Below are 13,026 nucleotides of genomic sequence, written 5' to 3' on the forward strand. Positions count from 1 at the left end.
CATTCGGGCTGTCTCAATGGAGAGCCACTTTACTTAAAGCTGTTCGGAAGTTGAATGGACGTTTCAACTGATACTTCGAGGGGTGGAAAACGTAATCTGGGACGTGCTTGAAGCGCGCTGTGGCGTGGGTGAACAGTGTGGTGTTTTGGATCTGGTGGTGTTGGCGTTACGTCGGTGCTGGCGGTAGTGCTGGCGGTGTCGTGGTTGTGCTGCCAAGGTTGATGACGGGGCTCGTGCGGCTGACGGCGATGACGAAGTCTGGCCGTGGCGGCGAGGGGCCCGCTGCCCGATCGGAAGCAGCGGGCGGGCCGTCAGGCGCGAGGGGTACGGGGACTCGCCAGGTCCCCGCCTTCCTGGCGGTTACAGCGAACAAGATTCCACCCCGATTGGACAAGCCCAAAAATCTATGTATAATTCTCCCTCTCAGCAGTTGCAGCGCGGTTAGAAGTGACCTGCGATGTAGCCCTGCCGGGCTGTTAGCTCAGTTGGTAGAGCAGCGGACTCTTAATCCGTAGGTCGAGTGTTCGAGCCACTCACAGCCCACCAGAATTCCTTGTTCATTCAAGCGCAGAACGCCACCCCATCGAGGTGGCGTTTTTCGTTGGCGGTCGGGATTCACCGCGCGGTGACCGTTTCAGGGACCTGCGTCCGCAGGTCCGGCCTCGATTGGGCTAGTAGGTCAGGGGGTAAGGCACGCCTTCATCGTCGATCGACTCGATGCGGTCAACCACGGTGTCCGAGGCGGATTTGGCATCGTCCAGCTCCGGGAACGTGCGATCCGTGACGACTCGGAAGAATCGGCTTGATTCAGGATGGCCTTCCTTGTGGGTCGCGACATCGGCAATTGCCGGCACGTCACCCGACTGGAAAGCGCCGCTATAGACAGTCCAACCATCAATTTCTCGTTTACCCATATCTTCTCCATTCGTTGATCTATCAAGGATCGTAACACGCGTGTCAAATGGGGGAATCGCTGCCGAAGGCGCCGCTGCTGTATTCCTGCGCCTCAATAGCGGTTAGCGGGGAAGGGGCCGGCACAGGCCTCAGGGGAGCCAAAGGTCCCGGGCGTTATCCAAATTATCCTTGAGCGGTATAATTATCCAAAATCGGATAATTCGGATAACGATGAAGATCTCCGCTCCCTGGCACTTCGCCCGTCCAGACCTGGCTCGCCAGTATCTGAAGCTCCTGACTGCCGGTCCCGTGCAGGCGACGACCATCTTCGCTCCCCGGCGGGCGGGCAAGACGCAGTTCCTGATGCGCGATCTCAGGCCCGAAGCCGAGAAGGCGGGCTTCACCGTTGCCTATGCGGACTTGTGGCAGACGCAGAGTCCGGCGCTCGCCTTGCTGCAGGCGTTGGAAGAAGCGGCCGAGCCCAAGGGGGCGATGGGCCGCGTCCTCACCCTGCTCAAGCCCGTCAAGAGCGTGAAGGCCAGCGCCAAGGCGGCCGGCGTGGGCGGCGAGGTGCAGCTGGAGTTGGGGCGGGCGAACACTTCCGCCCTGACGGAGATTGCCCTTCGGATAGATGAACTCATCGGCAAGTTGACCAGCGGCAAGCGCTATCTGCTCTTGCTGGTGGACGAGGCACAGGCTTTGGCCCGCAGCACGGAAGGCGAGCAGCTGGCGCGTTCGCTCCGTACCGCGCTGACCAAACACGCGGACAGGACCAGGGCGCTGTTCACTGGCTCTTCACGCACCCAGCTCAATAGCGTTTTTTCCAATACCAATGCGCCGCTCTATTCGGCTGGCCATGCGATTCATGACTTCCCCATGCTTGGACGGGAATTCGTCGCGTTCATCTGCAAGAAATTCGAAGCGTCGACAGGGCGCAAGCTGGACGTCGAACAGGCGATGAAAGCGCACCTCCAATTCCACTCTCGCCCCGAGGCACTCGTCCGCTGCGTGGTGTCCATGGTGCTGGAGCCCAAGCTGAGCCTGGCGGCCGCGACGAGGAGCGAAGCCGCACGTTTGCTGAGCGCGGACACTCACCACAGCACCTGGACAGCGCTTGACGCATTGCAACGCGCCCTGATTCGGCAAATGGCGGACGACCCTGGCTATCCCCCTTATGCCAAGGCCTCCCTGGCGGCATTGGGCAAGCAGCTTGGCGTTCCAAGCTTGAAAGCGACATCCGTCCAGAAGGCCCTGGGCGCACTCAGCCGCGTCATGGTGCTCACGCGCACGCCGGAAGAGACATGGGAGTTCGAGAACGAAAACTTCCGTGACTGGGTAAAGACGTTGCAGGACTGAGGCAAGAACATATCTCGCTTCAGGACAGGAATTTGCTTTCTTTCATGGCTTTGGGTATGTTGCCGGCAGATAGATGAGCCGGGGCCTGAGAAGGCGTCTATCTGCCCCCTGGCGAGAGGGTCCAGCCGTGCTGGTATTCAAGAGCTCCCGCGATACATCGAGGCCCCGTGTTACGGGGCCTCGGCTTTTCTTGAAGTCGAAATCAGCGCTGTCGCTGGGGGCTGGAATCACATAGCGGTTTGCACGACACGACTCGGTAAAATCCCCCGGACTCAGTCGCTGACTTCCCCAAGGAATCCTGGTCATGAAAGACCTGCCGCCCACCGCCACATTGCGCGCTTTCGAGGTTGCCACGCGGCACGCGACCTTTACCTCCGCCGCGGAAGAACTGCATATCACGCAAAGCGCGGTGAGCCACCAGCTGATCAACCTGGAAGAAACCTGGGGCCTGCAGCTTTTCCACCGCGGCAAGTCGCTGCGCCTGACCCCCGCGGGCGCCGCGCTGGCGCCGATCGTGCGGGATTTCTTCGCCAACCTGAATGCGACGCTCGCCGACCTCAGGGAGCAGCAAGGCAAGATCAGGCTGACGGTAAGCACGACCTATTCGTTCGCCCTGAAATGGCTGCTGCCGCGCTTGCCGAATCTCTCCCGCCAGCATCCTGAACTGCTCGTCACCTTGGAGACCAGCGACAAGGCCATCGCCTTCTCACGCACGGACCCGGAGGTGGCGATACGCTTCGGCACAGGGCACTACCCCGGCCTGTATTCGGAGTTTTTGTTCAGGGAACAGCTCTTTCCTGTCGCCAGCCCCGCGCTCCTGGGGACGTTCGGTAGGCCGCGAGAGCCCGCCGAACTGCTGCGTTATCCGTTGCTCACCCGCGATGGCGCCGACCTGGTGCCCAAGTGGGAACACTGGTTCCAGCACGTGGGCGTCGGCGTATCCGCGCCCAGGGAGAACGTGCGATTCGCCGACACCAACATGACCATCGCGGCGGCGCTGCTGGGACAGGGCGTCGCGCTGGCACGTAGCGGACATGTCGAGGCCGAGCTGCGCGAAGGGACCCTGGTGAGGCTGTTCGATATCCCGTGTCCGGCGCCGGTGGCCTACTACTTCGTCTGCCCCAAGGGTCTGGAAATCCAAACCCACCTTGCCGACTTCCGCGATTGGCTGCTGGCGGAGTCGCGGGAGGCACAGGCCAGATATCAGTGAGGCAAAAAAGAAGCCATGAGGATTCATTCATGGCCGAATGAGCAGACTTCGCTTCAAACCCGCCCCGCCCCTGTTTAGTATGTGCGCATGTCTGCAACGCTCATCGCACTGACCCTGGCCGCGGCACTTCTTCATGCAAGTTGGAATGCCCTGCTGCGCAACGGCGCGGACCGGCTCTGGTCCATGACCGTCATGTGCGTGGCGGTAGCCGTTGCCAGCGTGTCGATCGCGGTATTGTTGCCGGCGCCGGCGCCGGCAAGCTGGGTTTATGCCGTGCTGTCGGCCGTCCTGCACGTCGGCTACAACCTCTTTCTGGTCAGAAGTTACCGGTCCGGGGATCTTGGGCAGACCTATCCCATCGCGCGGGGCTGCTCTCCCGTATTGATCACCCTCGCCGCCTGGTTGTTCGCAGGGGAGAAGATAGCGCCGACGTCGCTGATAGGGATCGCGGCCGTGTCCAGCGGGATCCTCTGGCTGGCATCCGACGGGCGGCGCCTGGCGGCGCGTAATCTGCCCTACGCCGTCGGTACGGGCTGCTTCATTGCCGCCTATAGCGTGACGGACGGCATCGGCGTGCGCCTGTCGGGCGCGCCGATGGCCTACACGGCATGGATGTGCGCCCTATGGGGCGTGCTGATGCCGGTGGTTTATATCGGTTTGCGTGGCGCCAGGTCTCTCTTCATGCGCCGGCCCGGGCGCGCGCTGGCGGCCGTGGGCGGGCTGGTTTCCTTGCTGGCCTATGGGATGGTGATCTACGCGATGGACAGCGCGCCCATGGGAGCCGTATCGGCCTTGCGCGAGACAAGCGTGGTGTTCGCGGCGCTGATCGGGTATTTCTTTCTTGGCGAAACGTTAACCCTGCGCAAGTTGGCCGCTTGCGTGCTTATCGCTTCCGGCACGATCATTCTCGGTTGAGCGAGCAGACCGGCCCATCACACTCCAAAGGATGACATCGATGAACTCCGCAATTCCCTCCGTCGCCCTTATCGGTCCCGGCGCCATCGGCACCACCATCGCGGCGGCGCTGCATGAAGTGGGGCGTACGCCGGCGTTATGCGGGCGGACGCCCCTGGAGAAACTGACACTGCGCGTCGACGGGAAAGACATCGACGTGCCGGGCCCGGTGCTGACCGACCCCCAGCAAAGCACGCGGACCTATGACCTGATCTTCGTCGCGACCAAGGCGACCCAGGTAGCCGCCATGGCGCCGTGGCTGGCCGCCCTGTCACACGAGAAGACAGTGGTCTGCGCGCTGCAGAACGGGGTCGAGCAGAAAGCCGCCTTCGCGCCCTACTTGTCCGGCAAGGAGCTGCTGCCTTCCGTGGTGTGGTTTCCCGCGCAGCGCGAATCCAACGAGCTGGTGTGGCTGCGCGCCAGTCCCCGACTGACGGTGCCGGACACGGCGGCGGCCGGCGTGGTGCTGGCGGCCCTGGCCGGCACCCGTGTCGCGGTCGACGCCGCGCAGGACTTCACGTCGGTGGCATGGCGCAAACTGCTGCAGAACGCGGTCGGCGGCTTGATGGTATTGGCGAATCGGCGGGCGGGCATGTATGCGCGGGACGACATCACCGCGCTGGCGCTGGCCTACCTGCGGGAGTGCCTGGCAGTGGCGCGGGCGGAAGGCGCGCGGCTGAGCGATGACGTGCCGCAGGAAATCGTCGATGGCTACCACCGTGCCCCGCCCGACCTGGGCTCGTCCATCCTCGCCGACCGCCAGGCCGGCCGGCCGCTGGAATGGGACTGCCGCAACGGCGTGGTGCAAAGACGCGGCCGCGCGCACGGCATTCCCACACCGATCAGCGATGTGCTCCTGCCGCTGCTGGCGGCAGGGAGCGACGGCCCGGGCTAGCCGGGCGCGGGCCCGGGCAGAGGCCCAAGCCGCAACGCGGGCCCGCCCCTCAAGTCGCCATCAAGCCGCCGCCGCGAACTGCCCGAACTGGGCGATACACGTCGCGGAATCGACGACGTCGGCATAACGCCGGCTGACGTCGAGCAGGTTGGCTTCATGCGGCCCCGCTTCCATGTCGCCGCAGCAATCGCGCGCGACGATGGTGCGGAAGCCGTAGGAGAACGCATCGATGATGGACGCCCGCACGCAGCCCGACGTGGTGCAGCCGGTAATCACCACGGTATCCACGCCATTCCTCTGCAGGATGGTGCTCAATGGCGTGCCGAAGAAAATCGACGGACCGGCCTTGACCAGATTGACGTCATAGCCTGGCTCATAGATGCGCGGATCCATTTCGGTGGCGGGATCGCCATGGAACATGCCGGTGCGCACCGCGGTGGTCTTCCAGGGGATCATGCCCCGCTCGTTGCTCCAGGCCGTATAGCAGGAGACCACCAGCAAACCGGCCGCGCGCGCCGCGGCAAGCAGGGGCACGGTCTTCTCGACCGCCGCGTGGATATGCGGCGACTTGCCCGCCGGCATGCTGGGGTCGGTGAACGCACGCTGGAAATCCACGACCAGCACCGCCACTGTCTTGCCGAAGCCCACGGGATTCTCCCCATAGCCGGCCTTGTCAAAGAAATCGGTCATTCCTGTCCTCCTAAAGCTTGGCAATGGCGGGGCGCATATTGACCCAGTCGGTGGCTTTCTCATACGCATGCGCCACGGCCAGCACGGTTGCCTCGTCGAACGGTTTGCCCGCCAACTGGAAGGACAAGGGCAGTCCGCTGGAGGAAAAGCCCGCGCGCGTGGCCACCGCGGGACTGCCGGTAAGGTTAAAGGGCATGGTCAGCAGGGGCGTGGTGAAGGTATAGAACCAGTGCATGGCATCCAGGCGCGCGGCGGGGCCGGGCGCGGTCGCGGTGAAGACCACATCGACATCCTGGGTCGCCGCGTTATACGCATCGCACAGCTCGCGGCGGCGCCGCAAAGCCTGCACATAATCCGCGCCCGAGAACATGGACGCCAGATAGAGACGCTTGCGCAGGATCTCGCCCAGCAGCTCCGGTGATTTCTGCAAGGTGTCCTGGTATACGGCCGCGGCTTCGACCAGCAGGATCAGCGCCGTGGTCGCCGTATAGTCCTGCAGCGACGGCAGCTTGATGTCCACCAGGCGCGCGCCCAGGTCCTTCAGCACGGCCAAGGCCGTTTCCATCGCCTGCACCGTCTCGGACGTGGCATCGGCCTCTTCCCAGAAGTGGCGAACGACACCGATGCGTATGCCGGTCAGATCACGATCCAGCAGTTTCCGGTAATCCGGCACGGCGACATCCGCGCTGGCGGGATCGGCGCCGTCATAACCCGCCATCACGCCCAGCATCAGCGCGCAATCCTCCGCTGTCCAGGCCAGCGGACCCGCATGATCCAGGCTGAACGACAGCGGATAGACCCCGCTGCGGCTGACGCGTCCATACGTAGGCTTGATGCCGACCAGACCGGAAAACGCCGCGGGCAGCCGGATCGACCCGCCCGTGTCCGAACCGAAGCCGCCCAGCGCCAGGCCGCCGGTCACGGCCGCGCCGGTGCCGCTGCTGGAGCCGCCTGTGAAGTGATCCGTATTCCAGGGATTACGGGCGGGAGGCCAGGGAAGATCGAAGCTGGGGCCCCCGAAAGCAAACTCATGCGTGGCGAGCTTGCCCAGGCAGATGGCGCCCGCGGCCGTCATCTTGGCCACCGAGGTGGCATCGGCGGTGGGCACCCGGTCGATCAGGGAGCGCGAGTGCCCCGTGGTCGGAACGTTTGCCGTCTGGAAAATATCCTTGATGCCGATGGGTATGCCATGCAGCGGGCCTCGATAACGGCCCGCCTTGATGTCCGCCTCGGCCTGGCTGGCCTGCTTGCGCGCCAGATCGGCGGTGACGGTGATGTAGGCGTTGAGCGTCGAATTGTGCGCCTCGATGCGGCTCAACATCAGGTCAGTCAGTTCGACCGGGGACAACTTGCCCGCGGCGATGTCGCGCCCGGCTTGCGCGATGGTGGGTAGGGACGCCAGGCTCATTTCGCGCTACCCGGCTTGGGCAAGGAGAACACCAGGGCCGGCTCGGCATCGAAGCCTCGGGGCGTGCGCACTCGCGCTTTCATGGCTTCGACGAATTTGTAGGCGGAGCGCAATTCCTCGGTCTGGCGGGCATCCAGCTTCTGCAAGCCCGTGCGTGCCAACAGTATGTCGAAGTCTTCCTTGCTGATCACTTCTTCGGTCATGATGAAAAGCTCCTTGGGAAACAAGTCGGAATCAGGCAGCCGCCATGACGGCGTCGGGCAGGCGGCCGCGCCATTCGGTGGCGCGCTCGTAGGCATCGCCGGCGCGCAGCACGGTGGCCTCGTCAAACGGCCGTCCCACGATCTGCAGGGACAGCGGCAGGCCGGCCGCGCTGAAGCCGGAACACACCGACATGGCGGGACTGCCTGTCAGATTGAACGGCGTGGTGTACATCGGCCGGGTCACATTGAAGTGCGGGGTCATGTCTTCAAGGCGGGGCGCCGCGGTGGCCACCGAGGGCAGGACCAGCAGGTCCACGGATTGCATGGCGACTGCCAGTTCATTCACCAGCTCGCGGCGGCGCCGCATGGCCTGGATATAGTCGGCCGCGCTGAACAGGGCGCCGGGAAGGATGCGCTGGCGGGCCAGGGAGCCGAACAGGTTGGGGTTGGCCTTGAAGGTCTCTTCGTGGACGGCGTAGGACTCGGATCGGCTCATGATGAAAGCTGCCGAGATGTAGTCGCCAAAGGGCGACAGGGGCGGCGCTTCCACGACCTCGGCGCCCAGGCTCTTGAGCACCGTGACGGCCTCGTCGAGTGCCGCAATGACATCCGCATCGGCAACGCTGTCGCGCTCGTAGAACTGCCGCAGTACGCCCACCCGCAGGCCCTTGAGGTTGCCGTTCAGGCCCGCGGTGTAGTCCGCCACGGGCACATCGGCGGACGCCGGGTCGCGCGGGTCATGGCCGGCCACCGGTTGCAGCATCAAGGCGCAATCTTCCGCCGTCCAGGCCATGGGCCCCGTGTGGTCCAGGGAGAATGCCAGTGGCAAGACCCCCGCGCGGCTGACCCGGCCATACGTCGGCTTGATCCCGGCGATACCGCACATGGCCGCGGGAAAGCGGATCGAGCCCCCGGTGTCCGAGCCCATGCCGCCCAGGACCATGCCCAGGCCGACCGCGGCGCCCGTTCCTGAAGACGAACCGCCAGGATCATGCGCCGCATTCCACGGGTTCACGGCGGGTGGCCAGGGCAGGTCGAAGCTGGGGCCGCCGATGGCGAATTCCCAGGTCGACAGCTTGCCCAGGTTGATGGCGCCGGCTTGCGCCAGCAGATGGGTGGTGGTGGCGTCCGTTTCCGGAATATGGTCCGCGCAGACCTTGGAGTGGCCGGTCGTGCGCACGCCCCTGGTTTCATAGATGTCTTTCAAGCCGATGGGAATGCCATGCATGGGGCCTTTGTAGTGGCCCGCCATGATTTCCTTTTCGGCCTTCAGCGCTTCGGCTTGCGCGGATTCGGCCAGGACCTCGATGAATGCGTGATACGTGCCATCCAGGCTGGCGATGCGTTTCAAGCATCGGTCGACCAGTTCGACTGGTGAAATCTTCCGCTGCTCGATGAGCTTGGCGGCCCGCGCAATGGTCATCATGGGTGCTGCGGCGTTTGACACGATGAGACTCCTTTTCAGGCGGTAAGGGCTAACTCCGAAGGGACAAGAACGCAACGAACGATATGGTCTGGCCCGACCGCGTGCGCGGCCGGTTGGGTGGCCGTGCAGTCCCCCGCGATCACTTGGGGACAGCGCGGCGCGAACGAGCATCCGGGCGGCATTTTGGCCAGGTTGGGGGGCGTGCCGGGGATGGTGGTCAGGGGCGTGCCCTTGCGCTGGCCGTGTACCGTGGCGCCCAGCAGCCCGCGGGTATAGGGATGGCGATGCGCGTCGACCAGGGTCTCCACGGGCGCTTTCTCGATGAACTTGCCCGCGTACATCACGCCGATCTGGTCGGACACCTCGACCGCCACGCCGATGTCATGCGTGACGAAGATGATGGACATGTCCATGTCCGCCTGGATCTTGCGCAACAGCAGCAGGATCTGGATCTGCACCGTGACGTCGAGCGCGGTGGTCGGTTCATCCGCGAGCAGCACCTTGGGGCGGCAGGCCAGCGCCAACGCGATCATGGCCCGTTGCCGCATGCCCCCGGACATTTCGTGGGGAAAGTTGGCCAGGCGATTCTTGGCGGAGGGAATGGAAACCGCCTCCATCAATTCCAGCGCCCTCTGCGCCGCCACCCGCTGGCTCACGCCATCATGGCGGCGTATGGCCTCCGTGATCTGCTTGCCCACGGTGAACACGGGGTCGAACGCGGTCATGGGCTCCTGGAAGATCATGGCGATGTCCGACCCGCGCAGCTTGCGCAGTTCGGCGTCCGGCATGCCTACCAGTTCCCTGCCGTCGAAGGTGACGCTGCCGCTGACGTGGGCGTGGCGGGGCAGCATGCCCATCAGGGAGCGCATCATCACGCTCTTGCCTGATCCCGACTCGCCGAGCACGCCCAGCACCTTGCCCTTCTCCAGGGTGAAATCGACACCGTTGACCACGCTCACGGCCTCGTCGCCCTTGCCGAAAGTGACCCGCAGGTTTTCTGCCCGCATCAGTACGCTCATGCCAGCGCCTCCTTGTGCAAGGGGAAGGCCTTGCTGTGGCCGTAGGTGGGCGCGGACATATGGCAGCTGACGTAGTGCTCGTCATCGCCAGGCACGCTGGCGGACGCGGGCGAGTGTTGCTCGCAGATGGCCTCGGCGTTGGGACAGCGCGTACGGAAGCGGCAGCCGGACGGGGGATTGATGGGATTGGGCGGATCGCCCGACAAGGGCGCGTCGCGGATGCGCCGGCGCGGGTCCAGGCTGGGCTTGGACGCCAGCAGGGCGCGGGTGTAGGGGTGACGGGGATTGTCGTAGATGTCGTCGACGTGGCCCGTTTCGACGATGCGGCCCAGGTACATGACGGCGACGCGATCGGAGATGTAACGCACCACGTTCAGGTCGTGGCTGATGAAGATATACGTCAGCTTGTGCAGGTGCTGCAGGTCCAGCAGAAGATTCAACACCTGCGCTTCCACCGACTTGTCCAGGGCCGAGACGGGTTCGTCCAGGATGATCAGGCGCGGCTCGACGGCCAGGGCGCGGGCGATATTGACCCGTTGCCGCTGGCCGCCCGACAGTTCGTGGGGATAGCGTTTGGCGAACAGGTTGGTGGGCAGGCCGACCTGGTTCAGCAGCATGCGCGCGCGGTCCAGGGCCTGCTTGCTGCTCACGCCGTTGACCATGGGCGCGAAGGCGATGGTGTCGACGATGGTCATCCTGGGGTTCAGGGACGAAAAGCTGTCCTGGAACACCATCTGCGCGGCGCGATGCAGTTCATGGGTGCTGATGCCGCCATGCTCGCCGACCGGATCGCCGTCGAAGATCATGCTGCCCGCGTCGGGCTCCATCATGCGCATCAGCAAGCGGGCCAGGGTGGATTTGCCGCAGCCCGACTCGCCGACGATGCCCAGCACTTCGCCTTTGTCGACGCTGAAGGACACGCCGTCGACGGCCTGCACGGCGCCGACCTGCCGGTTCAACACGCCTTTCCTCAGCGGGAAATGCTTCTTCAGGTCTTCGACGATCAGCAGGGGCTGCTGGGGGCCGCCGCGGTCTTGCGGGTGCAGCGCCGGCTTCACGTCCGGCAGGGTCGTATAGGTCATGGATGCGCTCCTACAGCTTGATCCGGACATCCATGGCCGTGCGCAGACCATCGCTGATCATGTTGAAGCACATGGAAGTCACGAAAATCGCCACACCGGGTAGCGCCGCGATGAAAGGGTCGATATAGATGGCGTTGCGCAGGGCATTCAGCATCAAGCCCCATTCCGCCGCGGGCGGGGCGATGCCCAGGCCCAGGAAGCTCAGACCGGCGGCCAGGATGATGGACAGGCTGACCAGGCTGGTGCTGTAGACCAGGATGGGGCTCAGCACGTTGGCCAGGATCTGATGCCGGATGATGGTCGACGCGCTGGCGCCGCTGAGTTTCGCGGCCGCCACGAAATCCAGGCTGCGTACCTGTGTGGTCACGCTTTCGGAGATCCGGATCACCTGGGGGATGAAGACCACGGTCAGGGACAGCAGCGTGTTGAACAGGCCGGCGCCCAGCAGGCCGACGACGGAGATGGCCAGCAGGATAGAGGGAAACGCGAAGAAGACGTCCGCGACGCGCATGATGAGGGAATTGACCCTGCCGCCCAGGTAACCCGCCATGACCCCCAGGGTGCCGCCGATCAGCAGGGCGAAGGTCACCGGCACGATGCCGGAGATCAGGGAGATCCGGCCGCCGTACAGCAGGCGCGAGAGTATGTCGCGGCCGGTCTCGTCCGTACCCAGCAGATGGCCCGTGAAACCGATGGGCTTCAGGCGGGTCATCGCATTGCCGTCATAAGGGCTATAGGGCGCCAGCAAGGGCGCGAAGATCGCACAGCACACGATCAGCAGCAGGATGACCGCCGCGGCGATCGTGACAGGATCCTTGGACAGGCGTTTGCCTACCTGCTGCCAATAGCCGGGACTTTCGACGACGGCGGGCTCGGCGACGGGCGCGCTGTCGGTATGGACGGTCGTGGAAGGGGATGTCGCCATGGTCGGCCCTCCTTAGCGGCGGATGCGGGGATCGATGGCGGCCTGCGCGATATCGACCAGCAGGTTCAGCATGACGAAGAAAAAGGCGAGCACTACGATGGTGGCCTGCATGACGGGGACGTCGCGGCGAAAGATCGCCAGATTGAGCAAGTTGCCCGACCCGGGCCAGTTGAAGACCGTCTCGACCAGGATGGATCCGCCCAGCAGATAGCCGAACTGCAGGCCGGCCACCGCGATCACGGAAGGGGCCGCGTTCTTGAGAACATGGAAAATGATTTCGCGTCGTACCAGCCCCTTGGCCACCAGGGTGCTGACGAAATCCTGGCTGAGCACCTCCAGGACCGTGGCGCGGGTGACGCGCGCGATCACCCCGATGGGAATCAGGGCAAGGGTCACCACCGGAAGAATGATGGACTTGATGTCTTCCCAGCTGGTCGGCAGGCCTTCGAAGCTCATGCCCTGGGCCGGCAGCCAGTTCAGCATGACGGAGAAGATCACGACCATCACGATGGCGAACCAGTAGTGCGGCAGGCTTACACCGGTGATGGCGAAGGCGGAAAAGAATTTATCCAGGAAACGGCCCAGGTTGTACGCGGCGATGGTGCCCAGGGTGACGCCGGCCACAAGACCGATGACGCCCGCGGGGATGGCCAGGATCAGGGTGTTGTGGATGGCGCTGCCCAGTTCCTGCGCCACCGGCGCGCCGGTGAAGATGGAGTAACCCAGGTCGCCATGTAAAGTGCGCCACAGCCAGCTGAAGTACTGCACATACAAGGGTTTGTCGAAGCCGTAGCTGGCCTTCAGCTTTTCGATCAGGTCTGCCGGGGCTTCCGGCGGGAGCAGCAAATCCAGCGGATTTCCTGGAATCATCTTGACGAGTATGAAGACGATGACCGACACGCCAAACAGAATCGGAATGGCGTGCAGCAACCGTCGAGTAATGAAACTCAACATGTGCTACTCC

At 64.2% G+C, this 13,026-nt stretch carries 13 protein-coding genes and 1 tRNA gene; 5 read left to right on the forward strand and 9 right to left on the reverse strand.

Annotated features, from left to right (window positions below):
• The first annotated feature begins 470 nt into the window (after positions 1 to 470).
• A tRNA-Lys gene (locus ASB57_RS29125) sits at positions 471 to 546 on the forward strand.
• Positions 547 to 671: 125 nt separating this feature from the next.
• Here ASB57_RS29125 and ASB57_RS29130 read toward each other — a convergent pair.
• Positions 672 to 914 carry a hypothetical protein gene (locus tag ASB57_RS29130; protein ID WP_057655515.1) on the reverse strand — a complete coding sequence of 81 codons (243 nt, stop codon included), beginning with the start codon at positions 912 to 914 and terminating at the stop codon, positions 672 to 674.
• A 211-nt stretch (positions 915 to 1,125) separates the two neighbouring features.
• Between ASB57_RS29130 and ASB57_RS29135 the strand changes: the two genes are divergently transcribed.
• The 4 genes from ASB57_RS29135 to ASB57_RS29150 all read left to right on the forward strand — a co-directional run bounded on the left by ASB57_RS29135 (position 1,126) and on the right by ASB57_RS29150 (position 5,309).
• On the forward strand, positions 1,126 to 2,250 hold the full coding sequence (locus tag ASB57_RS29135) for a hypothetical protein (RefSeq protein ID WP_057655516.1): 1,125 nt from the start codon (positions 1,126 to 1,128) through the stop codon (positions 2,248 to 2,250).
• 304 nt (positions 2,251 to 2,554) lie between these two features.
• Entirely contained in the window at positions 2,555 to 3,460 is a 906-nt protein-coding gene (gene gcvA, locus ASB57_RS29140; protein ID WP_057655519.1) for a transcriptional regulator GcvA, read from the forward strand.
• An 87-nt stretch (positions 3,461 to 3,547) separates the two neighbouring features.
• The gene (locus ASB57_RS29145; protein WP_057655521.1) at positions 3,548 to 4,375 is read left to right on the forward strand and encodes a DMT family transporter; all 828 of its coding nucleotides are present in this window, start codon (positions 3,548 to 3,550) and stop codon (positions 4,373 to 4,375) included.
• A gap of 40 nt (positions 4,376 to 4,415) precedes the next feature.
• Positions 4,416 to 5,309, forward strand: a complete 894-nt coding sequence (locus ASB57_RS29150; RefSeq protein ID WP_057655522.1) for an oxidoreductase — start codon at positions 4,416 to 4,418, stop codon at positions 5,307 to 5,309.
• Between the two features lie 60 nt (positions 5,310 to 5,369).
• Here the strand turns inward: ASB57_RS29150 and ASB57_RS29155 are convergent, their stop codons facing one another.
• From ASB57_RS29155 to ASB57_RS29190, 8 genes are read right to left on the reverse strand one after another with little or no spacing between them, the layout of a single operon-like run.
• Positions 5,370 to 5,999 (reverse strand): isochorismatase family protein, encoded by a 630-nt coding sequence (locus ASB57_RS29155; protein ID WP_057655524.1) that lies wholly within the window; start codon positions 5,997 to 5,999, stop codon positions 5,370 to 5,372.
• A gap of 10 nt (positions 6,000 to 6,009) precedes the next feature.
• Entirely contained in the window at positions 6,010 to 7,407 is a 1,398-nt protein-coding gene (locus ASB57_RS29160; RefSeq protein WP_057655526.1) for an amidase, read from the reverse strand.
• Complete coding sequence (locus tag ASB57_RS29165; RefSeq protein ID WP_156414314.1) at positions 7,404 to 7,610, reverse strand: hypothetical protein; 207 nt, start codon at positions 7,608 to 7,610, stop codon at positions 7,404 to 7,406. The genes ASB57_RS29160 and ASB57_RS29165 overlap by 4 nt, the downstream gene beginning before the upstream one ends.
• Positions 7,611 to 7,641: 31 nt before the next feature.
• Positions 7,642 to 9,057 (reverse strand): amidase, encoded by a 1,416-nt coding sequence (locus tag ASB57_RS29170; RefSeq protein ID WP_197424889.1) that lies wholly within the window; start codon positions 9,055 to 9,057, stop codon positions 7,642 to 7,644.
• Positions 9,058 to 9,071: 14 nt separating this feature from the next.
• On the reverse strand, positions 9,072 to 10,055 hold the full coding sequence (locus ASB57_RS29175; protein ID WP_057655532.1) for an ABC transporter ATP-binding protein: 984 nt from the start codon (positions 10,053 to 10,055) through the stop codon (positions 9,072 to 9,074).
• Positions 10,052 to 11,137 (reverse strand): ABC transporter ATP-binding protein, encoded by a 1,086-nt coding sequence (locus ASB57_RS29180; RefSeq protein ID WP_057655533.1) that lies wholly within the window; start codon positions 11,135 to 11,137, stop codon positions 10,052 to 10,054. The genes ASB57_RS29175 and ASB57_RS29180 overlap by 4 nt, the downstream gene beginning before the upstream one ends.
• 10 nt (positions 11,138 to 11,147) lie before the next feature.
• Positions 11,148 to 12,062, reverse strand: coding sequence for an ABC transporter permease (locus ASB57_RS29185; protein ID WP_057655535.1), 915 nt, complete (start codon positions 12,060 to 12,062; stop codon positions 11,148 to 11,150).
• Positions 12,063 to 12,074: 12 nt separating this feature from the next.
• Positions 12,075 to 13,016 (reverse strand): ABC transporter permease, encoded by a 942-nt coding sequence (locus tag ASB57_RS29190; RefSeq protein ID WP_057655537.1) that lies wholly within the window; start codon positions 13,014 to 13,016, stop codon positions 12,075 to 12,077.
• Between the last annotated feature and the right edge of the window lie 10 nt (positions 13,017 to 13,026).

The sequence above is a fragment of the Bordetella sp. N genome (assembly GCF_001433395.1).
In the GTDB taxonomy this organism is placed as follows: domain Bacteria; phylum Pseudomonadota; class Gammaproteobacteria; order Burkholderiales; family Burkholderiaceae_B; genus Bordetella_C.

What these genes read in the sequence shown, in the direction of transcription:
- ASB57_RS29130 (WP_057655515.1), bottom strand. Translation starts at nt 914, where the DNA reads ATGGGTAAACGAGAAATTGATGGTTGGACTGTCTATAGCGGCGCTTTC.
- ASB57_RS29135 (WP_057655516.1), top strand. Translation starts at nt 1,126, where the DNA reads ATGAAGATCTCCGCTCCCTGGCACTTCGCCCGTCCAGACCTGGCTCGC.
- gcvA (WP_057655519.1), top strand. Translation starts at nt 2,555, where the DNA reads ATGAAAGACCTGCCGCCCACCGCCACATTGCGCGCTTTCGAGGTTGCC.
- ASB57_RS29145 (WP_057655521.1), top strand. Translation starts at nt 3,548, where the DNA reads ATGTCTGCAACGCTCATCGCACTGACCCTGGCCGCGGCACTTCTTCAT.
- ASB57_RS29150 (WP_057655522.1), top strand. Translation starts at nt 4,416, where the DNA reads ATGAACTCCGCAATTCCCTCCGTCGCCCTTATCGGTCCCGGCGCCATC.
- ASB57_RS29155 (WP_057655524.1), bottom strand. Translation starts at nt 5,999, where the DNA reads ATGACCGATTTCTTTGACAAGGCCGGCTATGGGGAGAATCCCGTGGGC.
- ASB57_RS29160 (WP_057655526.1), bottom strand. Translation starts at nt 7,407, where the DNA reads ATGAGCCTGGCGTCCCTACCCACCATCGCGCAAGCCGGGCGCGACATC.
- ASB57_RS29165 (WP_156414314.1), bottom strand. Translation starts at nt 7,610, where the DNA reads ATGACCGAAGAAGTGATCAGCAAGGAAGACTTCGACATACTGTTGGCA.
- ASB57_RS29175 (WP_057655532.1), bottom strand. Translation starts at nt 10,055, where the DNA reads ATGAGCGTACTGATGCGGGCAGAAAACCTGCGGGTCACTTTCGGCAAG.
- ASB57_RS29180 (WP_057655533.1), bottom strand. Translation starts at nt 11,137, where the DNA reads ATGACCTATACGACCCTGCCGGACGTGAAGCCGGCGCTGCACCCGCAA.
- ASB57_RS29185 (WP_057655535.1), bottom strand. Translation starts at nt 12,062, where the DNA reads ATGGCGACATCCCCTTCCACGACCGTCCATACCGACAGCGCGCCCGTC.
- ASB57_RS29190 (WP_057655537.1), bottom strand. Translation starts at nt 13,016, where the DNA reads ATGTTGAGTTTCATTACTCGACGGTTGCTGCACGCCATTCCGATTCTG.